The organism is Archangium sp. (assembly GCF_036277355.1).
Taxonomy (GTDB): domain Bacteria; phylum Myxococcota; class Myxococcia; order Myxococcales; family Myxococcaceae; genus Archangium.
The window spans coordinates 26924-49303 of sequence record NZ_DASUNC010000003.1; the positions used below are offsets into that span (position 1 = coordinate 26924).

Below are 22380 nucleotides of genomic sequence, written 5' to 3' on the forward strand. Positions count from 1 at the left end.
TCCTGGGGGAAATACGCCAAGGGCCACCCGCATTTTCCGAAGGACCAGCGAGAGATGTACAAGGAGCTGCTTCTTGACCGAAAGGGCGCGCCCAGTCCCGTCACTCCTGGTGGAGTCAAGCGATGAGCAAGCACTACCCGCGCATACGAATCGACAGGAGCGTTGGGGAGAAACAACTCCTGTGCATCCGGGAGAGCGTGAGCATCACCTTCTACATGAAGCGCTCTCACCAGGAGGTGGTGCAACACGTGATGCGAGCCATGGACGCCTACCGCCGTGCGGTAGGACTCCAAACGCTGGGTTGGTACGCCGATCCCTATAGCGGCGACTGGGATGAACTCGATGACAAGGGCTGGGCATACATTCGACGGGAGATGCTCGAAGAACCCGCCACCTACCTCTGGCTGCAAAAGTCAGCCAGTGAAAACCTGGGGTACGAGATCCTCTATGACGGGCTTCTGCTCGAGGTCTACCAAGGCGCTCCCGCGAGTCAGGTGTCCTTCTATCTTCCCACGGAATACCTTGAGGAACATGGTCCGGGGCGCGTCAAGGAACTGGCACTGGAGTTGGCGGCAGTGCTGCCCTTCAACTCTGGCCACGCGGGGCTCTGCTTCCACTTCCCGGATACCATCCTCGGTGCCACGCGCCCCATCCGTGACCTGGCCTTCCTCCACCCCGGCATGGACATCCCAGGAGCGCGCTCCTCCGCCAGTGCCATCGGTACGCGGGTGGACGGGGTGCACTGGCTGAACTTCCTGGGCCCACCCGTGCTGGGAGAACTGGGAGGCGCCGCGGGCCTGCGTGAACGCCTGCATTCGCCTGACACCACCGTACAGGAGCTCGATGGAGAGCAGGTGCTGGTGACGCTGGGGAAATGGCCTGAAGCGGGCGACACGGAACAGGGCCACACACTGCCCGCCTACCGCGAACTGGCGCGCGTCCTGGAGCCCTGGCTGTACATGAACCGCTGCATCCTGGACGGCTTCAGCGAGGAGGACATGCGTCGCTGGCAACGCCGCTTCCTCGACTGACGGCCCGCTGCACACTGTCGCCCGGAGCCTGTGTGCTCCGTTGCACAGCCGCTACACACCGCGCCCTCCTCTTCCCTCTGCATGACGCAGGGCGCCACGGTTGGCGCGCGCGGTGCAGAGGACCCTCACCCCGGAGGGTCCGAACGCATGAACGCAACGATGTCGACGAAGTGGGATGTGCGGGTACTCGCTGTGGCGGGCGCGGGGATGATGGGGCTCGCGGGCGTGTTCCTGTGGCGCGACCTGCAGGTGCCGCACGAGTTGCTGCTCGCGGTGGCCGCGGTGCTCGCCGCCATGCTGGCCCTCGCCGAGGTGCCCCGCCATCGCCCGCTCGTCGGCCCCATCGCCCTGCTCCTCACCGGCCTCTCGGGAGGCCTCTGGTACGCGGCCACGAAGTCCGGGCTGCTGCTCGCGGGCCTGGGCCTCACCGTCCTCGCCTCGGCCGTCACCGTGGCGCGCACCTGGCGCCGCACCGAGGCGCGCGAGGACAAGGTGCAGGCCTGCCTCCTCTGGTATGGGCTGACGGCCGCGGTGCTCGCCGCCTCGTGGGCCTTCTACTTCCACTTCTTCACCCTGGGCTTCGCCGCCGATGACCTCGGCCGCCGGCTGGTGCTCACCCTCGGCTGGCTCGGCGCGGGCGTGGGGCTCGTGGTGTACGGCCGCCTGCGCGGCGAGAGCGTCATCCGCGACGCGGGCTTCGCCTTCATCGCCGTGGCCCTCGGCAAGGCGCTCGCCTACGACACCACGCACCTGAGCGGCACGCTGCGCGTCGCCTGCTTCGCCGGTGCGGGCGCGCTCATGCTCGGCGGCGCGTGGCTGTCCACTCCCCGCACGGCCCGGAGCGCGTGACCATGCCCCCCCTCGCCGCACTCGTGATGATGCTCGCCACGGGCACACCCGAAGGCCGCTGCTTCGTCCCCTCGGACCAGACGGCGGGGTGGAAGCGCGTGGTGCTGCCCGAGGAAACCCCGGCGCTCGCCGCCCCGGCGGACGTGGACTGGTTCCGCTCCGGCGAGCCCGCGCTCCTCCTCGAGCAGGACGCCACCGCGTACACCGGCGCGGACTCGGAGCGCCCGGGCCGCATGGCCTACGCCTTCCGGGTGCCCCGCGACGGACGCCGGCTGGAGCTCGGCTTCCTCGGAGACCTGCGCGGCGCGAAGGTGGACGCCGTGGCGTATGCGGGCGGCCGCTCCTTCCCGCTGCTCGACGAGAAGCGGCTCGCCGGGACGCAGCTCGCGCTGGACTGGACGATGGAGGGTGTGGAGCAGGTGGTGGTGTCCGTGCACCACCACTTGCGCGAGAAGCCGGTCGTGCGCACGTGGCGCGTGGGCCGCCTGATGAAGCCCACCGAGGACCCGGCCCTGCCCGCGTCCTTCCGCGCGCCGCGCTCGCTCTACTTCCTCCACCCGGGAGGCCGCCGGCTGGAGCTGTGCGACGCGCCGGGGCGCACGCCGCGGCTCTCCCGCTGGCCCGAGAGCGCCAACGCCGACGAGGTGACACTGCGCCGGCCGTGAAGACTCACGCGCCATGAGAAGCACCGCTCCCAGGTTTTGAGAGCGGGCGAGCCACCCGCACGCGGTGTCGCGTAGCTCGCCCGCCTGCTCCCTGGCGTGCATGTGTGCCGTGCACGAGACAACGCAGGCGAGCAAGGCGCCGTGCTCCCACACTCCCGGTCCCATTGCACCATTCCTATCTCGTGGTGCTCACGCGCGGTGCGTGCCTCGAACAAGGGGAATGGGTGTGGGACTGGAACACGCGACGCTCCGAGGCCTCCTGCGGTACACGAACCGGCTGCTGAGCTGGCCGCTCGTGGCGGCCCTCTGGGTGGCGCCCGCTGCCCGGGCCGAGGCCCAGCAGCAGCAACAACAGCCTCCGGCGGGAGACATCTCCAACCTCGCCGAGAGCGCTTCCTCCAAGCATCAGCTTCCCTCCTCGCTGGACAGTGAAGACGAGGAGGCGGAGCCCGAGTTCACCATCGGGCCCACCGAGCCCGTGGCGCCCGGAGAGCGCCGCTGGGTGCGCAGGTTCGAGCTCGCGGACCTCAAGTCCTACTTCGCCGAGGGCCTGCTGGCGAAGGCGAAGGACGCCTATGACGGGGGCCGCTACCGCACCGCGCGCCAGTTGCTGGAGACGGAGGAGGCCACGCCGCCGGTGCGCTACCTCCGGGCGATGAGCGCGCTGCGCATGGGCCAGTGGGCCACGGCGGCCGAGGAGCTCTCGGCGCTGGCGGAAATCCACCCGCCCCTGCGCGACTACTGCCACTTCGAGGCCGCGAAGGCCTACGAGCGGATGCGCAAGTGGACGGAGGCCGTCACCCACTACGGGGCCGTGTCTCCCGGCGCGCGGCGCTATGAGGAGGCGCGCTTCGGCATGGCGTCCATCCTCGAGAAGAAGAAGCGGGACTACGCCGGGGCCGTGGCGGCGCTCACGCCCATCGTCCAGACGGACACGCCCAAGCCGAACAATCCCCGGCAGGCCGAGGCGTGGCTGACCATCGCCCGGCTGGCGCGCTACCAGGCCGACTACAACGGCGAGCACCGGGCGCACCTCGCCGTCTGGGCGCTCCACCCCTTCTCCAAGCAGGTGCCCGCGGCCATCCGGGGCCTGAGGGACCTGCCCTACGTGCCCAAGTGGAAGGTGGCGCGCGCGGAGACGCTGCTCTCCCTGCACCACAACCGCGAAGCGCTGGACATGCTGGAGAAGATGCTCCCGAAGATGGAGCTGCCGGATCCGCTCGCCTGCCGCGCGCACTTCGCCTACGGCACGGCGCTGCGCAAGGAGCGCAAGCACTCGCTGGCCATCCGCGCGCTGCGGCCCGTCGTCGAGCAGTGCCAGGACGAGGCGCTGCGCCCGCGCGCCCTCTACGTGCTGGGCTACTCGGAGTCGGTGGTGGAGCCGGACAGCTCCATCCCCACCTACCTGAAGCTGGCGCAGGACTACCCCCAGCACCCGTACGCGGATGACGCGCTCTTCTACGCGGCGCACAAGGCACTGGACCGCGGCAACAAGGCGGCGGCCATGGCCGCGTTGGATCAGCTCATCTCCCACCACCCGGATGGGAACTTCGCGGCCGAGGCCCTCTTCCAGCGCTATTGGGTGTATCGCGCCGAGGGCCAGCAGGACGCGGCGCTCGAGGCCCTCTCGCGGATTGAAGAGCTCCGGGGCAAGGGCTCCACGCACGAGTCGGTGCAGCGCGCCCGCTACTGGCGCTCGCGCACGCTGCGGACGCTGGGCCGCGCCGAGGAGGCCAACGTGCTGATGGAGCGCGTGGCGGCCGAGGGAGCGGCCACGTGGTACGGGCTGATGGCGCGCTCGCGCCTGGCGGTGGAGGCTCCGGAGCGGGCCCGCGCCGTGGACGAGCGGCTGCGCAGCCCCGCGGGCGCCATGAGCGTGTGGCCCCTGGACGCGGGCAACCTCGCGGAGGATCCGCACTTCGTCACCGGCATCGAGCTGCTGAAGCTGGAGCACCGCGAGGCGGCCTCGGAGCTGCTGGCGGTGGACCGCAAGGGCCGCAGCGAGGAGTCCATCCGGCTGCTCTTCCACATCCTCCACGCCTCCGGCTACGAGCGGTACGCGCGCTCCATCGCCTGGGCGCTGCGCCGGGAGGGACTGGCGGCGCCCACCGAGGCCGAGACGCGCCTCATCTACGCGGCGGCCTATCCGCACGCCTTCCGCAACCTGGTGGTGCAGCACAGCCGGGCGGCGCGGGTGAACCCGGACCTGATGCAGGCCCTCATCCGCGAGGAGAGCGCCTTCAACCCGAACGCGCGCTCGCCCACGGGTGCACTGGGTCTGGCCCAGCTCATGCCGGCCACGGCCTTCGCGGTGGCGCGCCAGCTCAACGTGCCGCTGGCCACGCCCGCCGCGCTGCTCGAGCCCCGGGAGAACATCCGCCTGGGCTCGGCGTACCTGGGCAGCCTGCAGCGCCGCTTCTCGGGCAACCCGGCCTACGCGGTGGCCAGCTACAACGCCGGCCCGGGCGCGGTGGACCGCTGGCTGTCGCGCTACCCCGGCGCCGAGCTGGACGAGTGGGTGGAGCAGATTCCCGTGGAGGAGACACGCCTCTACGTGAAGCGGGTGCTGGGCAGCGCCTCGGCCTACCAGCTGCTCTACGCGTCGGACAAGATGACCACGCTGGCCTTCGGGGATCGCGGCTCCAATAATGCGGGCTCTCGCTGAGCCCGGCATGTCCCACGACGAAATCCACGAGTCCAACACCCAGCTGTACGGTTCCTGGCGCTTCTTCGCCAGGAACAGCGTCGCCGGAGAAGTGCTCGACCTGCCCGAGGTGAGCATCGCGTCGAGCAACGTCTCCTGGCCGATGATGAACGCGGCCTTCCTCCCCGCCCCGGTGGAGACGGAGGAGGCCCTGGAGCGGGCGGCCACCACCGCCGCCCGGCACCTGGCCCCCAAGGGACGGGGCTGGATGCTCGCCCTGTGCGAGGACCAGGTGCCGCCCCGGCTGCGGGAGCGGGCCGGGGAGCTGCTCGCCCCCCACGGGTTGAAGCTGTCCATGGTGGCCACCGGCATGGTGGCCGAGCGCCTCGTGCCCTCCCTGCGGCCCCAGCCGGTGATGGAGCTCCGCCAGGCGAAGGACTCCCGGGGGCGGTGCGACCTCGCCGACGTCAACTCCCGCTGCTACGACATGCCGATTCCCACGGGGCGCGAGACCTTCGACGTGCCGGGCCTCTTCCAGGGGGACGGCAAGGGCTTCGTCGGCTACCGCTCCGGAGAGGCCGCCACCGGCGCGGCCGTCATCCGGGTGGACGGCGTGGCCTACATCTCCATGGTGGCCACCCTGCCCTCGCACCGGCAGCTCGGCTGTGCCGAGGCCGTCATGCGCCACGCGCTCGCCGAGGCGGAGCGCGCCTGGGGGATTCACCGCACGGTGCTGCACGCCACCCCGGCGGGCCTGCCCGTGTACCGCCGCATGGGCTACCGGCCCGTGACGCGCTTCCACTTCTACATGGCGGAGCCCGCGCGGAGCCGGTGAGCCGGAGCGTCAGCGGCTGGCGCGGGGCAGCGCGAGCGCGCCCTGCAACTCCCGCAGCTTCGTCTGGATGGCGCGGGCATTGGCCGGCCCCATGCGCAGCAGGTGCTTCTGCGCGGCGCTGAGCTGCTCCAGCTCCGGGGCCGCGTAGGCATAGTTCACCCCGGGCGTGTCCACCACCTCCAGCTCGCCCTCGGGCACCGGCGTGTCGAGCAGCCGCTGGATGGCATTGGCGAGCGTCTGCTCGAAGCGCTGGCCGGGGCGGCTGATCTCCTTGTAGGCCGTGTCGATGAGCGGCTCGAGCGTCTGGTACGCCCTCACACTGGCCTGCGTGTCGAGCGAGCCGACGACCCGCGACACCCCGTCATAGCGGGCGTAGCTCTCGGGGGCGATGAAGGTGTGGCCCTCGCGCTCGACGACCTGGAAGGTGCCCACGGGCGCCATGAAGGAGAGCGCGGCGCGGGGACTCTCGCCCTCGGCGATGTTGCCGGCGGCCGTGGTGAAGCGCCGGACGAGGTCCTCGGTGGAGGCGAGCCACTTCGCCAGCTCGGGGATGGGAGACAGGGGGCCCACGAGCTCGCGCACGCGGGCATCACTCTGGCCCAGCGGAGGCAGGGGCACCGTGGGCGGGGTGGGCGCCGCCGGCTGCGCGTCGGGCGCAGGGGCCGCGGCCACGGGCGGGGAAGACGGGGCGACGGACTCCGGAAGCCGGGGCTTGTCGCGCAGGGCGAACCACAGGAGGCCCGCGCCCAGCACGGCGAGGGCGGCCATGGCCAACACGATGGGCTTGCGCGAGGGACCGGGCACCGGTGCGCCGGTGGGTGTCCCCTGGGGCTGCTGCGGATCGCTCATGACTCCTCCGGTTCGGGTGTCACCGCGACGTACTGCTCCAGCCGGGTGATGCCCAGCTTCTTCATCCGGCTCTGCAGGGTGGAGGGTTTGAGACCCAACAACGCCGCCGCGCCGCCCGGGCCGTAGATGCGGCCCTGCGTCAACGTCAGCACACGCAGGATGTGCTGGCGCTGCACCTGCTCCAGCGTGGGCACCGAGCCCTCCACCAGCGGCGGCGCCTCCACGGCCACCTTCGCCCCCGGTGCGCGCAGGGGCAGATCGAACGCCTCGGCCCCCAGCTCCGGCTTGCGCGACAGGATGGTGGCGCGCTCCAGCGCGTTGGCCAGCTCGCGGATGTTGCCCGGCCAGTCGTACGCCGCCAGGCGGGCAATGCCCTCCGCCGTCACCTTCACCCCGCGCCGGCCGGTGCGCCGGGCCTGCTCCTCCAGGAGGGCGGCGCACAGCTGGGGCAGGTCCTCCAGCCGCTCGCGCAGCGGGGGCAGCCGCAGCGGGAAGACGCTCAGCCGGTAGTACAGGTCCTCCCGGAAGCGCCGCTGGGCGATGGCCTGCTGCAGGTCCACGTGCGTGGCCGCCAGAATCCGCACGTCCGCGCGCACCGTCCTGTCACTGCCCACCGGCTCGAAGGTCTTCTCCTGCAGGGCGCGCAGCAGCTTGGCCTGCAGCTCCACGGGCAGCTCCCCCACCTCGTCCAGGAAGAGCGTGCCCCCGTGCGCCATCTGGAAGCGCCCGGCCCTGTCCCGCATGGCGCCGGTGAAGGCCCCCTTCACGTGGCCGAACAGCTCGCTCTCCAGCAGGCCCGCGGGGATGGCCGCGCAGTTGAGCGTCACGAAGGGCGCCTCGGCCCGGGGGCTCCAGCGGTGCACCGCCCGCGCCAGCCGCTCCTTGCCCGTGCCCGTCTCGCCCAGCAGCAGCACCGGTGTCTCCGTCTCCGCCACCTGCCGCGCCCGCCGCGCCAGCTCGCGCACCGCCGCGCTGCGCGACGTCTCCAGCACCCCCACCTCGTCCCCGCCCAGCTGCGCCTCCAGCAGCCGCGCGTGCTCGTGCTCCCGCCGGTGCAGCCGCTCCAGGGTGCTCTTCTGCTGCGTCTCCTGCAGCGTGGTGGCCAGCATCTGCCCGTACACCTCCACCAGCTCCACCAGCTCCCGCGGGTACGTCTCGCACTCCGTCCGGTCCAACGTCAGCAGGCCGTAGCAGCTCTCCCCCGCGCACAGCGGCACCACCATGCACGAGTGCCCGGGCGGCAGGTCCAACACCCCGTCGAACGGATCTCCATCCCCGTGCGCGTGGTCCTCGTGCGTGAAGGCCCGGGCCCGGCGCGTCTCCAGCGCATGGCGCAGCGTGGGGAAGTCCGTCAGCTTCAGCTCGTGGCGCCGCACCTTGTCCGAGGCCAATGGCCCCCGTGCCGCCACCGCCACCAGCTTTCCTTCTCGCAACAAGAAGAGCGTGGCCAGATCGAAGCGCACCACCCGGGTGAGCCAGTCCAGGCCCCGGCGCAGCAGCTCCGCCACGGCCTCCTCCGAGGCCGCCAGCTCGACCAGGTCCCGGGCCTCCTGCCGCAATCCACTTCGCGTCACAGAAACGATGTCATCCGCCATGCGTCCTTGTAGATAACCGGGGCGCCACCGAAATGTCAGTGGCGCCGGGCACCGATATTTCGGTATGCACCGGTCCGGCGGCGTCGTCCAGGGACTGGGGAGGAGTCAACCCTTTGGAATCACAGGTGGAGTTTCCCTGGCACGGACGCTGCTCTCGGTAGTACGCGAAGAAACCCTGTCCGGTCTGCCAGCAGGCAGGCCTCAACCCCCAAGGAGTCGAATCACATGCTGACCGTTGGCGACAAGATCCCCGCGTTCAACCTCACCTCCGTCGTGAGCCTGGAGAAGGGCAAGGAGTTCAAGGAGATCAACCAGGACAGCTACAAGGGCAAGTGGCTGGTGCTCTTCTCCTGGCCCAAGGACTTCACCTTCATCTGCCCCACCGAGATCGCCGAGTTCGGCAAGCGCGAGAAGGACTTCCAGGACCGTAACGCGCAGGTGCTGGGCCTGAGCACCGACAGCGAGTACGTGCACCACGCGTGGCGCACGCACCACCCGGACCTGAAGAACCTGCCCTTCCCGATGCTGGCGGACATCAAGCGCGAGCTGAGCGCGGGCCTGGGCATCCTGCACAAGGACGCGGGCGTGGCGCTGCGCGCGACCTTCATCATCGACCCCCAGGGCATCATCCGGCACGTGTCGGTGAACGACCTGTCGGTGGGCCGTAACGTCTCCGAGACGCTGCGCACGCTGGACGCGTTCCAGACGGACGAGCTGTGCCCCTGCAACTGGCAGAAGGGCGAGGAGACCCTCACCAAGAAGCTGGCGAAGGCGGGGTAAGGCGTCATGGCGTCGCTCGAAGTCGTTCGGGGTGAGTTGACGGATGCCCACCGGGACACCCGGCTGAACCTCCAGGCGGTACTGGAGAACAACAGCCTCACCCCCGAGCAGCGCTGGGGGGTGGCGGTGGGCAGCGCCTTCGCGGCTCGCAATGAGCGGCTGAAGGAGGCCATGCTGCACGAGGCCCGTCAGGCGCTGGGCGAGAAGGCCGAGCCTGTCATCGAGGACGCGCGCGCCGCGGCCTCGTTGATGGGGATGAACAACGTCTACTACCGGTTCCGCCACATGGTGGGGAAGGAGTCCTACTCCTCCAAGCGGGCCGGCCTGCGGATGAACCGGCTGGTGCAGGTCCTCACCACCAAGGTGGACTTCGAGCTCGTCTGCCTGGCGGTGAGCGCCATCAACGGCTGCGAGACGTGCGTCCAGTCGCACGAGAAGGTCGTCATCGAGGGCGGCCTCTCCGAGGACCAGGTGCACGACGCGGTCCGCATCGCCGCGGTCGTCCACGCGGCGGCGGTGGGCCTCGAGTCGTAGGCGTTCCGCTTCACGCTGACATCAGACACGCCCTCCGGTGGCAACACCGGGGGGCGCGTCACTTTGCGGGCCCGCGCATCTCTCTCTTCAAACACACACGAAAGGAACGAACGCATGTACCGCAGCCCGAGCCCCCTCTCCGAGCAGACCCGCTCCGCCGTCTCCGCCACCCTCAACGAGCGGCTGGCCGATGGTCTGGATCTGCACAGTCAAATCAAGGTCGCCCACTGGAACATCAAGGGCCCGCAGTTCGCGGCGCTCCACCCGCTCTTCGAGACGTTCGCGGTGAGCCTGGCGGCCCACAACGACTCGGTGGCCGAGCGCGCGGTGACGCTGGGAGGCAAGGCGTACGGCACCGCCCGGCACGTGGCGAAGACGAGCCGCCTGCCGGACTACCCGCAGGACACGTCCAAGGACCTGGAGCACGTGCGGCTGCTGGCCGACCGCATCGAGTCCTACCTCACGGGCGCGCGCGACAGCCGCAAGGTGGCCGAGCAGCACCAGGACACGGACACGGTGGACCTGCTCACCGGCATCATCACCGAGTTCGAGAAGCACGCCTGGTTCCTGCGCGCCTCGCTGGAGAGCTGAAGCGGGCCGGGCTAACCTTCGCGCGGCGGTCAACGCGAGGAGCCTCGACATGTCAGGCCGGGATTCACCCCGTCCCCAGGCAGTGCCTCCCGAGGGACGGGAGCAGGAGGCGCCAGGCCTCCGCGCGGTGGGAACGGCGGACGCCAAGGCGGCCGCTCCGGGCGGCGACAAGCGCTCGCTGAGTGACGCGGAGGTGCGGCTGCTGCGCGAGGTGTTCGGCGATGGCCTCGACTACAAGCCCATGCGCCTGGTGCGGATGGCCCCCTTCATCGCGGGCCTCAACGGGAGCCGGGCCTTCGTGCTGGGCAACACGCTCCACCTGCCCTCCATCGACTACGACGCCCTGTGGCGCGGGGACAGGGCGAAGGCGTGGCTGCTCGTCCACGAGAGCACCCACGTCTGGCAGTACCAGCACCGCGGCATCGGCTACGTGGCCGAGTCGCTGTGGGCCCAGAGCTTCGGCGAGGGCTACGACTACGTGAAGGCGCTGCGCGCGGGGAAGCCCTGGACGAAGATGAACCCCGAGCAGCAGGCCCAGCTCATCCAGGACACCTTCCATGGCGGGTACTTCGAGGCCCCCGGCGTGCGCTTCGGCGCGGTGGGCGGCAAGGGCGCGGTGCTGCTCCCCGGAGGGAAGACCCCCGAGGGCTTCACCGACTACACGCCCGTGCTCGTCGCGGCCCTGGACGTGCTCCGCAAGCCCGCCTGACGCCCGGCTCAGCGCGCCTGGTCACCGGCGACGGCCTGACCCACGCCCAGCCCCATCTGCTGCAGCGTGAAGGCCCACAGGTCCGTGTACTCCTCGATGATCTTCCCGGTGGGCTTGCCGGCACCATGGCCCGCCTTGGTCTCGATGCGGATGAGCACCGGGGCGTCACCGGCCTGTGCCGCCTGGGCGGCCGCGGTGAACTTGAAGCTGTGGCCCGGCACCACGCGGTCATCATGGTCCGCGGTGTGGACGAGCATGGGCGGGTAGCGCGTGCCCGGCTTCAGGTTGTGCAGCGGCGAGTACGTGTGGATCGCCTTGAACTCCTCCGGGTTCTCCGAGGAGCCGTAGTCGCTCGTCCACGCCCAGCCGATGGTGAACTTGTGGAAGCGCAGCATGTCCATCACGCCCACGCCCGGCAGGGCCACGCCGAACAGGTCCGGACGCTGCGTCACCGCCGCGCCAATCAGGAGGCCACCGTTGGAGCGGCCGGTGATGGCCAGACGCGGGGTCGAGGTGTACTTGTTGGCGATGAGCCACTCGGCCGCGGCGATGAAGTCGTCGAAGACGTTCTGCTTCTTCAGCTTCGTGCCGGCCTCGTGCCACTCGCGGCCGTACTCGCCACCCCCGCGCAGGTTGGCCACGGCGTAGACACCGCCCTGCTCCATCCACACCAGGTTGGCCACGCTGAAGCCCGGCGTCATCGGGGCGTTGAAGCCGCCGTAGCCGTAGAGCAGCGTCGGGTTGTTCCCATCCAGCTTCAGCCCCTTCTTGTGGCTGAGGAACATGGGGACGCGCGTGCCATCCTTGCTCGTGTAGAAGACCTGCGTCGTCTCGTACTGCGACGGGTCGAACTTCACCTGCGGCGCCTTGAACACCTGGGTCTGGCCGGCCTTCAGGTCATAGCGGTAGATGGTCGTCGGCGTGGTGTAGCTGGAGTAGGCGTAGAAGGTCTCCGTGTCCTGGCGCTTGCCGCCGAAGCCGAAGGTGGTGCCCAGGCCGGGCAGCGCCAGCTCGCCCTTCGCCTTGCCCTCCAGCGAGTACAGCCTCACCTGCGAGTGCGCGTCCTTCATCACGCTGACGATGAACTGGTTGTTGACGAGGTTGACGTGCGCCAGCGTCTCCTCGCCCTGGGGGATGATCTCCTTCCAGCTCTTGCGCTCCGGCTTGCGCAGGTCGATGGCGACGACACGGCCGCGCGGCGCGTCCAGGTCCGTCTTGAACCAGAAGACCGTGCCGTCGTTGCCGACGTACTCGTACTCCGCCTCCCAGTCCTTGAGCAGCTCGACGACCGGGGACCTGGAGTCCTTCAGGTCCTTGTAGAAGACGAGGTTCTTCGGCTCGGTGCCGCGCGAGACGTTGATGAGCAGGTAGCGCCCGTCATCCGTGACGAAGCCGCCGAAGCCCCACTCCTTCTGGTCCTTGCGGTCGTAGACGAGGACGTCCTCGGCCTGCGGCGTGCCCAGCTTGTGGAAATAGAGCTTCTGATAGTAGTTGGCGCCGCTCATGGCCTCGGCGGCCTTGGGCTCGTCATAGCGGCTGTAGAAGAAGCCCTTGCCGTCCTTCGTCCAGGACGAGCCGGAGAACTTCACCCACTTGATGATGTCCGGCAGATCCTTGCCCGTGCGCACGTCCCGCACGCGGATCTCCTTCCAGTCACTGCCGGCGGAGGCCACGCCGTACGCCATCAGGTTGCCATCCTCGGTGATGTCGAGGCCCGAGAGGGCCACCGTGCCATCCGCGGACAGCGTGTTCGGATCGATCAGGACGCGGGGCTCGGCCGCGAGCGAGTCGGCCGTGTAGAGCACGGACTGGGCCTGCAGGCCGTTGTTGCGGAAGAGGAAGTAGCGATTGCCCTCACGCCAGGGCACGCCGTACTTCTCGTAGTCCCACAGCTCGGTCATCCGCTGCTTGATTTGAGCGCGGAGGGGGAGCTTCTCCAGATAGCCGAAGGTGAGCTGGTTCTGGGCCTCGATCCACTGACGGGACTCGGGGGAGTCGGGGTTCTCCAGCCAGCGGTACGGATCGGCCACCTTCGTGCCGTGGTAGTCGTCCACCACGTCGTCCTTGCGCGCGGCGGGATAGCTCGGGCGCGAGGAGGCCTGGGAGGAAGCGCTCGCCGAGCTGGAAGCGGAGGGCGCGGTGGAGGGCTGGGACGCGCTGGGGGACTGGGCCTCCAGCTGCGCGGGAGCATGGCTGCAGTGCGTGAGCCAGAGGGCACACGCGGCGGCGGAGAAAGCGCGGAGTTTCATGGTGGCGCGCGAACCTATCAGCCCGGGGGCGTATTTCCGAAACAGACACCGAGTCACATGACTCGCCGCGTCGGAAGCGCCCCCGGGAGCACGCCGTCACTGAAAAACTACCAGACCTTCACGCGCTTCTCGGGAGGCAGGTACACGCCGTCACCCTCCTTCACACCGAAGGCGGAGTAGAACTCGGGCATGTTGCGCACCACGCCGTTCACCCGGTACTCGCCGGGCGAGTGCGTGTCCGTGAGGAGCAGCTGCCGCAGGGCATCGTCGCGGTGCAGCGTGCGCCACACCTGGGCCCAGCCGAGGAAGAAGCGCTGATCTCCCGTGAAGCCCTCGATGGCCGGAGCCTCCTGGCCGCCCAGCGACAGCTTGTAGGCCTTGAAGGCCACGGTCAGGCCGCTCAGGTCGCCGATGTTCTCTCCCAGCGTCAGCTTGCCGTTGAGGTTCATCCCCTGCAGCGGGGTGAAGGCGGAGTACTGGTCCGCCAGCATGCCGGTGCGCTGCTGGAAGGCGGACTTGTCCTCGGCGCTCCACCAATCGCGCAGGTTGCCGTCACCGTCGGAGCGGCTGCCCTGGTCATCGAAGCCGTGGCTGATCTCATGGCCGATGACGCCGCCGATGGCGCCGTAGTTCACGGCATCATCCGCCTCGGGATTGAAGAAGGGAGGCTGGAGGATGGCGGCCGGGAAGGCGATCTCGTTCATCGTCGAGCTGTAGTAGGCATTCACCGTCTGCGGCGTCATGATCCACTCGAGCCGGTCGATGGGCTTGCCCAGCTTGTCGAGGTTGCGGCGGACCTCGAACTCGGTGGCGCGCTTCACGTTGCCCACCAGGTCGTCCTTGCTGACGGTGAGCGCGGAGTAGTCCCGCCACTTCTCCGGGTAGCCGATCTTCACGTTGAACTTCGCCAGCTTGGCCTTGGCCTGGGTCTTCGTGTCCGGGCTCATCCACTCGAGCTGGTCGATGCCCTTCTCGAAGGCGACGCGCAGGTTCTTCACCAACTGCTGCATGCGGGCCTTGCTCTCGGGGCTGAAGTGGCGCTCCACGTAGAGCTTGCCGAGCACCTCGCCCAGCGCGCCGTCCACCGTCTCCACGCCGCGCTTCCAGCGGGGGCGGTTCTCCTGGAGGCCCTGGAGCGTCTTGCCGCGGAAGACGAACTCGGCCTGCTCGAACCTGGAGCTGAGCAGGGGCGCCATGTCGTCGAGCAGCTTGAAGGCGAGGTACTGCTTGAGCGTGGGCAGCGGCGTCTGGGCGAGCACCGCGTCCATGGCCTGGAAGTAGTCCGGCTGGCGCACGACGACGCCCGGCGTCTTCTCCGCCCCCAGGGCCTTGAGGTAGCGCGACCAGGAGAAGCCCGGGGTGAGCTGATCCAGCTCGGCCACGCTCTTGAGGTTGTAGGTGGCCTCGCGATCACGGTTGCGCACGCGGTCCCAGTGCTTCTCCGCGAGCGACGTCTCGAACGCCAGGACGGCCTTGGCCGCGCCAGCCGGGTCCTTCTCCCCCGCCAGGCCCAGCAGCGTCTCGATGTACGTGAGGTACGCGGCGCGCGTCTCGGCGAAGCGCGGCTCCTGCTTGAAGTAGTAGTCGCGATCCGGCAGGCCCAGGCCACTCTGGTTGGCTTGCGCGATGTAGCGCGTGGCCTGTTTGGCGTCCTGGCTCACGTACACGGTGAGCGGCGTCTGCACGCCCATGCGCGCGAGCGCGGCGAACAGCTCGGGCAGCCCCTGCTTGTCCTGGAGCGCGGAGATGCGCTCGAGGTCCCCGCGCACCGGCTGGAGGCCGAGCGACTCGATGCGCTCGGTGTCCATGAAGCTCTGGTACAGGTCACCGACCTTCTGCGGATCCGTCCCGGGCTTCTTGCCCTGGGTGGAGGCGGCCTCCTCGATGATGACGCGCAGGGCGGCCTCGCTCTTGTCGCGCAGCTCGATGAAGGAGCCGTAGCGGGCCTTGTCGGCGGGGATCTCCGCCGTCTTCAGCCACGTGCCGTTGACGTAGCGGAAGAAGTCATCCTGCGGGCGCACGCTGGGGTCGAAGTTCTGGGTGTCGACGCCGAGGGCGCGGGGCGTGGAGGCCTGGACGGCCGCGTCCGGCTGGGTGGTGCGCGAGGTGGCCGTGCATCCCAGGAGGAGGCAGGCCCCGAGCGTGGGAGCCCAGGAAAGACGGAGGGGCTTCTTGCTGTTCATGCGTTCTCGCTGTGCGGTATCGGGTGAGACGAAGGCAGGTAACCCCAGGAGCGGCTGGGAATTCCCATGGCTGCCTGGATGCTCCTCCTTCAGGTCGCGCATGCTGCCCGAGCAGCGCTCCGGGCGTCCACCGGCCCCTGGTGCACCCGGCGACACGCAGCGTCGTGACGCGAATGAGCCGCGACAGCGAGGGAAATCCGTGCGAAGAGCGGCCGGAAAGGGAGGGTGTGACGCGATGCGTTTCGATCGCCTTCTGTCCAGCGAGGCTCCACCCGCGACGCTGCTCGTCGGAGCGGAGCGGCGGAAGTGAGCCAGGCGGGGGCACTGAGGGAGCTGGCGCTGCTCTTCCTGCGGCTGGGGACGACGGCCTTCGGAGGCCCGGCGGCACACATCGCGCTGATGGAGGACGAGGTCGTCCGGCGCCGGAAGTGGCTCACGCACGAGGAGTTCCTGGATCTGCTCGGAGCCGCCAACCTCATTCCCGGGCCGAACTCGACCGAGCTGGCCATCCACATCGGCCATCGGCGGGCGGGCTGGAGCGGGCTGGTGGTGGCGGGCACGTGCTTCATCCTGCCGGCGTTCCTCATCGTGTCGGCCATTGGCTGGGTGTACACGCGCTTCGGGCAGCTGCCGCGGGTGGGGCATGTCCTGTATGGCGTGAAGCCCGTCATCATCGCCGTGGTGCTGCAGGCCATCTGGGGACTGACACGCGGGGCGGCGAAGACGAAGCTGCTGGCGGCGGTGGGCGTGGTCTGCGTGGCGTTGGGCGTCCTGGGAGTGAACGAGCTGCTCCTGTTGCTGCTGGCGGGGGGCTTCGTGACGCTCTGCCGGTGGGTGGCCCGGCGGCGCGAGGGCGGAGGCATGGCGCCCCCGTCGGTGAAGGCACTGCTCCCGGGCCTGCCACTGGGCGGAGTGATGGCGGCGACGGCGGCTCCGGGCTTCAGCCTCGGCGGCCTGTTCCTCTTCTTCCTGAAGGTGGGCTCCATCCTGTACGGCAGTGGCTACGTGCTGCTGGCCTTCCTGCGCGCGGACCTGGTGGAGCGCTGGGGCTGGCTCACCGAGGCGCAATTGCTGGACGCGGTGGCGGTGGGCCAGGTGACGCCCGGGCCCGTCTTCACCACGGCGACCTTCATCGGCTACGTGCTGGGAGGCGCCCCGGGCGCGGTGGTGGCCACGGTGGGCATCTTCCTGCCCGCGTTCTTCTTCGTCGCGGTGAGCGGACCGCTGGTGCCCCGGATGCGCCGCTCGTGGGTGGCGGGCGCGTTCCTCGACGGCGTCAACGTGGCCTCCCTGGCGCTGATGGCCACCGTCACCTGGCAGCTCGGGCGCGCGGCCCTGGTGGACGTGTGGACGGTGGGCCTCGCGCTCGTCAGCGCCGTGCTGCTCATCCGCTACCGCGTCAACTCCGCGTGGCTCGTGCTGGGTGGCGCGCTGGTGGGGCTGCTGGTGGGCTGATGGCCAACGCGACGCGGCTATCGCGGAACCACGGGGACGCCGGCCAGAGCTGCTCGCCTCCCCACCAGGCAGGTTCCTGTCTACCCCTCGAGTGGTACAGACAAAGCACCCTGTCCTCATTACCAATGAGAGACGCTCTCCATGCGGAGCCATGCCTGGGAAGTGACTTCCTGGCTCCTACCCTGAGCGGCCTCACGCGGGTGTCCTTGCCCCGCGTCCGAGGCAGACGCCATGGACTTCGCGACGCTCGAGACCCTGCGACAGAAACATCCCGCCTGGCGGCTGCTCGTCGCGGACCACGCTCCGCTCATCATCAGCTTCCTCCACGGCGTCTTCCTCCAGGCCAACGCGCGGGCACTGTCCCAACGCGAGCTGGTGACGAGGCTCGAGGACCACCTGCATGCCCTGCGCGAGCGATGGGGGGAAGAGGCTTTTCCACGGACGGCAGGGGCCTACCTCGATGATTGGGCGGCGGACGGCCGGGGCTGGCTGCGCAAGTTCTACCCACCTGACACGGACGAGCCCCACTTCGACCTGACTCCGGCGACCGTGCGCGCCATGGACTGGCTCGTTCAGCTCCACCAACGGGCCTTCGTGGGAACGGAATCGAGGCTGCTCACCATCTTCCACCTGTTGGAGCAGATGACGGAGGGAACGGAGCTGGACGCCCAGGCCCGGCTCGCGGAGCTGGAGCGCCGCAAAGGCGAGCTCGAGAAGGAGATGGCTCGCCTGCGCGCCGGGCACCTGGAGTTGATGGACGAGTCCGCCCTCAAGGACCGCTTCCAACAAATGGCGGACACCGCCCGCGGACTGCTGTCCGACTTCCGCGAGCTGGAGCACAGGTTCGTCGACCATGACCGTTCCCTGCGTGAGCGGGTCGCGACCTGGGAAGGCGCCAAGGGAGAGCTGCTGGAAACGGTTTTTGGCGAGCGCGACACCATCAGTGGCTCGGCCGAGGGACGCAGCTTCCGGGCCTTCTGGGACTTCCTCATGTCGCCCACACGCCAGGAAGAGCTCACCCGCCAGCTCGAGCGGGTGTTTGCCCAGCCGGCGGTCCAGGCGCTCCACCCGGACCCACGGTTGATGCGCATCCACTTCGATTGGCTCGAGGCGGGTGAGCACACCCAGCGCACCGTGGCGCGGCTCTCCGAGCAGTTGAGACGCTATCTCGACGACCGTGTCTGGCTGGAGAACCGCCGCATCATGCAGCTGTTACGGGGCGTCGAGCACCATGCACTCGCGGTGCGGGCCCACCCGCCCGAGCGCGCCTTCATGGAGCTGGATGAGCCCGCCCCCGCGGTGGAGTTGCCCCTGGAGCGGCCCCTCTTCTCGCCCCCCTTCCGGCCGTGCATGGCGGACGCCACGGTGCTCGAGGCAAGCGAGGAGGTCCCCGCCGAGGCCCTCTTCCATCAGACCTTCATCGACAAGGCGCAGCTGCGTGAAAACGTCCGTCACGCGCTCCAGGCCCGCGAGCAGGTGTCGCTCGCGGAGCTCGTGCGGGAGCACCCACTCCAGCACGGACTCGCCGAGCTGGTGGCCTACCTGAGTCTCGCCGCCGAGGACCGGCGCGCCGCGGTCGAGGAGGACACCTCACAGACCCTTTTCTGGACGGACGCGCGGGGCCACGTGCGCCGCGCCATCCTTCCCCTGGTGCGATTCCACCGATGACGCTCCCCACTTCGAACCCCACGGGCTCCGCCCCTTCCCTCTCCCATGTGCTCGTCTCCCTGATGAAGGGGGTGCTCTACCAGGAGAGCGATCCCTCCCTCTGGCAGGAGCTGCTCCAGTTGCAGGCGCGCGTGCGTGACCATGTAACGGTGTTGGGTCTGCAGTTGATGCTCGACGAGGCCGAGGGTTACGCCTACCTGCGCCAGCGGCCCGCCGTGGAGGGCGAGCCGGAGCTGCCGCGCCTCGTCCCACGCCGGCAGCTGGGCTACGGGGTGAGCCTGCTCCTGGCGCTCCTGCGCAAGAAGCTGGCGGAGGCGGACGCGACAGGAGGTGACAGCCGGCTCGTGCTCCGGCGCGACGACATCCTGGAGATGGTGCGTCTGTTCCTGCCAGACGGAACCAATCAGGCGCGTCTGGAGGACCGGCTCGATGCGGACATCGCCAAGGTGGTGGAGCTGGGCTTCCTTCGCCGGATGAGGGGCACCGACGATGCGCTCGAGGTCCGCCGCATCCTCAAGGCTTTCGTCGATGCGCAGTGGCTGGACACCTTCCAACAGCGGCTCGCGGACTACCACGCCCACCTCGTGCAGGAAGGGGGAGACAGGTCATGAGCACCGGAATTCCCATCACGCAAGGCCACCTGTTCGACTCCCACACCTCCAGCGAGCGGAGCGGTTTCCGGCTCCACCGTTTCGAGGTCTACAACTGGGGGACCTTCCACGAGCGGGTGTGGCACCTGGACCTCGGTGGCGACAACGGGCTGCTGACCGGCGACATCGGCTCGGGCAAATCAACCCTGGTGGATGGGCTGGTGACGTTGCTCGTCCCCCCGCAGAAGCTCGCCTACAACAAGGCGGCGGGGGCGGAGTCGCGCGAGCGCACCCCGCGCTCCTATGTGCTGGGACAGTACAAGTCCGAGCGGGGTGAGACAGGACATGGCGCCCGCCCCATCTTCCTGCGCAACGGGACGAGTTACTCCGTCCTGCTCGGCCACTTCTACAACGAGGGGTATGCGCAGCACGTCACGCTGGCGCAGGTGCTCTGGATGCGCGAAGCCGAGGGCCAGCCCCAGCGGCTCTTCGTGGTGGCGGACGCACGGCTCTCGATTGCCGAGCATTTCGCTGGCTTTGGAGCGGACCTCGGAACCCTGAAGAAGCGCCTCAAGGGGCTCACCCGTGAGGTGCACGAGACGTTCCCGCCCTACCAGGCCGCCTTCCGGCGGCGTTTCGCGATCGGGAACGAGCAGGCGCTGGAGCTCTTCCATCAGACCGTGTCGATGAAGTCCGTGGGAAACCTCACGGACTTCGTGCGCCAGCACATGTTGCAGCCGTCCTCCACCGAGCAGCGCCTGGAGGCACTCATTGCCCACTTCGAGCACCTTCACCGCGCGCACGAAGCCGTGCTCAAGGCCAAGCGTCAGGTCAGCCAGCTCGAGCCGCTGGTGCGGGACTGTGAGCGCCACGGCACGCTGGTGGCCGAAGTGGAGGTACTCCGGAACTGCCGCGAGGCGCTGCGCCCGTGGTTCTCCGAGCAGAAGGCCCGGCTCGTCGAGGTCCAGCTCGCGGAGCTGAAGGCCAGACGCGAGAGCGCGCGGATTGAAGCCGAGCAGCTGACCGAGGAGCGCGGTCACCAGGGCCGGGAGCGAGACCGGCTCAAGCAGGACATCGCGGCCAATGGTGGCGAGCGCATCGAGTCGCTGAAAGCGGAGCTGGCCCAGCACCACCGGGAGAAGGAGGAGCGCCGCCAGAAGGCCGAGCGGTATGCACGCATGGCCCGGGAGTTGGGGCTGCCGGAGGCCACGGACGTCGAGCGCTTCCTGGCCAATAGCCGCGACCTCCCCAGGCTGCGCCAGCAAGCGGAAGGCGAGCTCTCCCAGACCCAGAACGCACTGACCGACCTGGGGGTCGAGCTGCGCGACCTCAAGAGCAGACATCAAGAGGTCACCGCCGAGCTCGAGTCGCTGCGGCGGCGGCGCTCCAACCTCCCCCACCGCATGTTGGAGCTGCGCGAGCGGCTGTGTGCCGGGCTCGAGCTTCCCGTGGACACACTGCCCTTCACGGGCGAGCTCCTGCAAGTGCGGGAGGAGGAACACGCCTGGCAGGGAGCCATCGAGCGCGTGCTGCACGCCTTCGGGCTCTCGCTCCTGGTGCCGGACGCGCATTACCCGCAGGTGACGCAGTGGGTGAATCGCACCCACCTGGGCGGACGGCTCGTCTATTACCGGGTCCACGAAGAGCCAGCGGCACGGGCGCACACGCCTCATCCCCAATCGCTGCTCCGCAAGCTCTCCATCAAACCGGACTCGGGCATGTACCGGTGGCTGGAGGCGGAGCTCGCGCGGCGCTTCGACTACGTGTGCTGCGACACCCTGGAGCAGTTCCGGCGCGAGCGTCAGGCGCTGACCGCCACGGGCCAGATGAAGAACCCGGGTGGGCGGCACGAGAAGGACGACCGGCATCGGCTCGATGACCGCTCCCAGTGGGTACTCGGCTGGACGAACGAACAGAAGCGGACCGTCCTGGAAGCCGGGGCGCGTCAGCTGGAGACACACATCCACGAGGTGCTCGAGCGCTGGCAGGCGTTGGACTCCCGGCGCAAGGCGTTGCAAGGCCGGAGCGAGGTGCTGAGCCAACTCGCCGTCTTCGACTCCTTCCGCGAGCTGGACTGGCCATCCGTCGCCGCCAACCTCCAGCGCCTGGAGGAGCAACTGCGCGAGCTCGAGTCCGGGTCCAACAAGCTGCGCGTCCTCCAGCGCCAGCTCGAGAAGCTCGAGGGCGAGCTGAAGCGGACGGAAACGAAGCTCAAGGAGGTGGAGAAGCTCCAAGGCCGGCTGGAAACGCACGAGGAGAGCGCACGCAAGGAGCTGGCCAGGTGCGAGCTGCTCCAGCAGCAGACTCCCGAGCCCCTGCGCTCGCACTACCCGCGTGTCGCGGCCCTGTACGCGGAGAGGTGGGGGAGCGATACGCTCGAGGTGGAGACCTGTGACGAGCGCGAACGGGAGGTGCGCGAAGAACTCCAGAAGCGCATCGATGCCGAGAACCGGAAGCTCACCACGGTGCGTGACGCCATCATCTCCGCCATGGAGGCCTACCGGGCGGCCTTTCCGCTGGACACCCAGGAAGTGGACGCCCGGCTGGAGGCCGCGGGCGAATACATCGGCATGCTGGAGTCGTTGCGCAAGGACGGCCTGCCCGCCTTCGAGGCGCGCTTCAAGAGCCTGCTGAACGAGAACACCATCCGCGAGGTGGCCAACTTCCAGGCCCAGCTTCATCGCGAGCGCCAGGACATCCTCGAGCGCATCCAGCTCATCAACCGCTCACTCCAAGGCATCGACTACAACCCGGGGCGATACATCGTCCTGGAGACCGCTTCGAGCGCCGACCCGGACGTGCGCGAGTTCCAACAGGATTTGCGCGCCTGCACGGAAGGGGCGCTCACGGGCTCGGAGGACGATGCGTACTCGGAGAAGAAGTTCCTCGAGGTCAAGCGCATCATCGAGCGCTTCCGCGGGCGCGAGGGCCATGCGGAGCTGGATGCCCGGTGGACCCGCCGGGTGACGGACGTGCGCAATTGGTTCGGCTTCTCGGCTTCCGAGCGCTGGCGTGAGCCCATCATATTCATGACAACTGGCCCAACTCATGCATGAGAGCAGGAACCAGGGGCTCTTGTGAGCGATTTCGAGCACAGAACAGACGTCGGCCCTCCCGGGGGCGCGGGTAGCAAGCAGGACGGTTGGAAAGGGT

The 22380-nt window shown here is 69.1% G+C and carries 17 protein-coding genes; 13 read left to right on the forward strand and 4 right to left on the reverse strand.

The features are described from left to right. The first annotated feature begins 122 nt into the window (after nt 1–122). The 5 genes from VFZ09_RS00320 (at nt 123) to VFZ09_RS00340 (ending at nt 6024) form a co-directional block, all read left to right on the forward strand. Nucleotides 123–1031, forward strand: a complete 909-nt coding sequence (locus VFZ09_RS00320) for a type VI immunity family protein (RefSeq protein ID WP_329725404.1) — start codon at nt 123–125, stop codon at nt 1029–1031. A 147-nt stretch (nt 1032–1178) separates the two neighbouring features. Continuing rightward, nucleotides 1179–1880 (forward strand): DUF2339 domain-containing protein, encoded by a 702-nt coding sequence (locus VFZ09_RS00325; RefSeq protein ID WP_329725405.1) that lies wholly within the window; start codon nt 1179–1181, stop codon nt 1878–1880. Between the two features lie 2 nt (nt 1881–1882). Next, complete coding sequence (locus VFZ09_RS00330; protein ID WP_329725406.1) at nt 1883–2545, forward strand: hypothetical protein; 663 nt, start codon at nt 1883–1885, stop codon at nt 2543–2545. 226 nt (nt 2546–2771) lie between these two features. Then, nucleotides 2772–5210, forward strand: coding sequence for a transglycosylase SLT domain-containing protein (locus VFZ09_RS00335; RefSeq protein ID WP_329725407.1), 2439 nt, complete (start codon nt 2772–2774; stop codon nt 5208–5210). Between the two features lie 7 nt (nt 5211–5217). Continuing rightward, a complete protein-coding gene (locus tag VFZ09_RS00340; RefSeq protein WP_329725408.1) occupies nt 5218–6024 on the forward strand; it encodes a GNAT family N-acetyltransferase in 807 nt (268 codons plus the stop codon). A 9-nt stretch (nt 6025–6033) separates the two neighbouring features. Here VFZ09_RS00340 and VFZ09_RS00345 read toward each other — a convergent pair whose 3' ends face one another. Both VFZ09_RS00345 and VFZ09_RS00350 read right to left on the reverse strand, forming a co-directional pair. Beyond that, nucleotides 6034–6873, reverse strand: coding sequence for a DUF3014 domain-containing protein (locus tag VFZ09_RS00345; RefSeq protein ID WP_329725409.1), 840 nt, complete (start codon nt 6871–6873; stop codon nt 6034–6036). Further along, nucleotides 6870–8468 (reverse strand): sigma 54-interacting transcriptional regulator, encoded by a 1599-nt coding sequence (locus VFZ09_RS00350; RefSeq protein WP_329725410.1) that lies wholly within the window; start codon nt 8466–8468, stop codon nt 6870–6872. Before VFZ09_RS00350 ends, VFZ09_RS00345 begins: the two co-directional genes overlap by 4 nt. A 225-nt stretch (nt 8469–8693) precedes the next feature. Here VFZ09_RS00350 and VFZ09_RS00355 point away from each other — a divergent pair, with 225 nt between their 5' ends. From VFZ09_RS00355 to VFZ09_RS00370, 4 genes are all read left to right on the forward strand, one after another. Then, the gene (locus VFZ09_RS00355) at nt 8694–9248 is read left to right on the forward strand and encodes a peroxiredoxin (RefSeq protein ID WP_329725411.1); all 555 of its coding nucleotides are present in this window, start codon (nt 8694–8696) and stop codon (nt 9246–9248) included. A 6-nt stretch (nt 9249–9254) separates the two neighbouring features. Next, a complete protein-coding gene (locus tag VFZ09_RS00360; RefSeq protein ID WP_329725412.1) occupies nt 9255–9782 on the forward strand; it encodes a carboxymuconolactone decarboxylase family protein in 528 nt (175 codons plus the stop codon). A gap of 63 nt (nt 9783–9845) precedes the next feature. Beyond that, nucleotides 9846–10373 (forward strand): DNA starvation/stationary phase protection protein Dps, encoded by a 528-nt coding sequence (gene dps, locus VFZ09_RS00365; RefSeq protein WP_329725413.1) that lies wholly within the window; start codon nt 9846–9848, stop codon nt 10371–10373. A 49-nt stretch (nt 10374–10422) separates the two neighbouring features. Then, nucleotides 10423–11082, forward strand: a complete 660-nt coding sequence (locus VFZ09_RS00370; protein ID WP_329725414.1) for a hypothetical protein — start codon at nt 10423–10425, stop codon at nt 11080–11082. Between the two features lie 8 nt (nt 11083–11090). Here the strand turns inward: VFZ09_RS00370 and VFZ09_RS00375 are convergent, their stop codons facing one another. Further along, nucleotides 11091–13331, reverse strand: a complete 2241-nt coding sequence (locus VFZ09_RS00375; RefSeq protein WP_329725415.1) for a prolyl oligopeptidase family serine peptidase — start codon at nt 13329–13331, stop codon at nt 11091–11093. A gap of 107 nt (nt 13332–13438) precedes the next feature. Further along, nucleotides 13439–15514 carry a M13 family metallopeptidase gene (locus VFZ09_RS00380; RefSeq protein ID WP_329725416.1) on the reverse strand — a complete coding sequence of 692 codons (2076 nt, stop codon included), beginning with the start codon at nt 15512–15514 and terminating at the stop codon, nt 13439–13441. A gap of 306 nt (nt 15515–15820) precedes the next feature. Here VFZ09_RS00380 and chrA point away from each other — a divergent pair, with 306 nt between their 5' ends. The 4 genes from chrA to VFZ09_RS00400 all read left to right on the forward strand — a co-directional run bounded on the left by chrA (nt 15821) and on the right by VFZ09_RS00400 (nt 22283). After that, nucleotides 15821–16969, forward strand: coding sequence for a chromate efflux transporter (gene chrA, locus VFZ09_RS00385; RefSeq protein WP_329725417.1), 1149 nt, complete (start codon nt 15821–15823; stop codon nt 16967–16969). Nucleotides 16970–17200: 231 nt separating this feature from the next. Beyond that, complete coding sequence (locus tag VFZ09_RS00390; protein ID WP_329725418.1) at nt 17201–18637, forward strand: DUF3375 domain-containing protein; 1437 nt, start codon at nt 17201–17203, stop codon at nt 18635–18637. Further along, on the forward strand, nt 18634–19248 hold the full coding sequence (locus tag VFZ09_RS00395; RefSeq protein WP_329725419.1) for a DUF4194 domain-containing protein: 615 nt from the start codon (nt 18634–18636) through the stop codon (nt 19246–19248). The genes VFZ09_RS00390 and VFZ09_RS00395 overlap by 4 nt, the downstream gene beginning before the upstream one ends. Further along, the gene (locus VFZ09_RS00400; protein WP_329725420.1) at nt 19245–22283 is read left to right on the forward strand and encodes an ATP-binding protein; all 3039 of its coding nucleotides are present in this window, start codon (nt 19245–19247) and stop codon (nt 22281–22283) included. The genes VFZ09_RS00395 and VFZ09_RS00400 overlap by 4 nt, the downstream gene beginning before the upstream one ends. The last annotated feature ends 97 nt before the right edge of the window (nt 22284–22380 follow it).

Excerpts from the sequence above, each read along its gene's own strand:
- VFZ09_RS00340 (WP_329725408.1), top strand. The coding sequence starts at position 5,218 with ATGTCCCACGACGAAATCCACGAGTCCAACACCCAGCTGTACGGTTCC.
- VFZ09_RS00350 (WP_329725410.1), bottom strand. The coding sequence starts at position 8,468 with ATGGCGGATGACATCGTTTCTGTGACGCGAAGTGGATTGCGGCAGGAG.
- VFZ09_RS00375 (WP_329725415.1), bottom strand. The coding sequence starts at position 13,331 with ATGAAACTCCGCGCTTTCTCCGCCGCCGCGTGTGCCCTCTGGCTCACG.
- VFZ09_RS00390 (WP_329725418.1), top strand. The coding sequence starts at position 17,201 with ATGGACTTCGCGACGCTCGAGACCCTGCGACAGAAACATCCCGCCTGG.
- VFZ09_RS00345 (WP_329725409.1), bottom strand. The coding sequence starts at position 6,873 with ATGAGCGATCCGCAGCAGCCCCAGGGGACACCCACCGGCGCACCGGTG.
- VFZ09_RS00320 (WP_329725404.1), top strand. The coding sequence starts at position 123 with ATGAGCAAGCACTACCCGCGCATACGAATCGACAGGAGCGTTGGGGAG.
- VFZ09_RS00380 (WP_329725416.1), bottom strand. The coding sequence starts at position 15,514 with ATGAACAGCAAGAAGCCCCTCCGTCTTTCCTGGGCTCCCACGCTCGGG.
- VFZ09_RS00360 (WP_329725412.1), top strand. The coding sequence starts at position 9,255 with ATGGCGTCGCTCGAAGTCGTTCGGGGTGAGTTGACGGATGCCCACCGG.
- VFZ09_RS00395 (WP_329725419.1), top strand. The coding sequence starts at position 18,634 with ATGACGCTCCCCACTTCGAACCCCACGGGCTCCGCCCCTTCCCTCTCC.
- VFZ09_RS00355 (WP_329725411.1), top strand. The coding sequence starts at position 8,694 with ATGCTGACCGTTGGCGACAAGATCCCCGCGTTCAACCTCACCTCCGTC.
- VFZ09_RS00400 (WP_329725420.1), top strand. The coding sequence starts at position 19,245 with ATGAGCACCGGAATTCCCATCACGCAAGGCCACCTGTTCGACTCCCAC.
- VFZ09_RS00370 (WP_329725414.1), top strand. The coding sequence starts at position 10,423 with ATGTCAGGCCGGGATTCACCCCGTCCCCAGGCAGTGCCTCCCGAGGGA.
- VFZ09_RS00325 (WP_329725405.1), top strand. The coding sequence starts at position 1,179 with ATGAACGCAACGATGTCGACGAAGTGGGATGTGCGGGTACTCGCTGTG.
- VFZ09_RS00330 (WP_329725406.1), top strand. The coding sequence starts at position 1,883 with ATGCCCCCCCTCGCCGCACTCGTGATGATGCTCGCCACGGGCACACCC.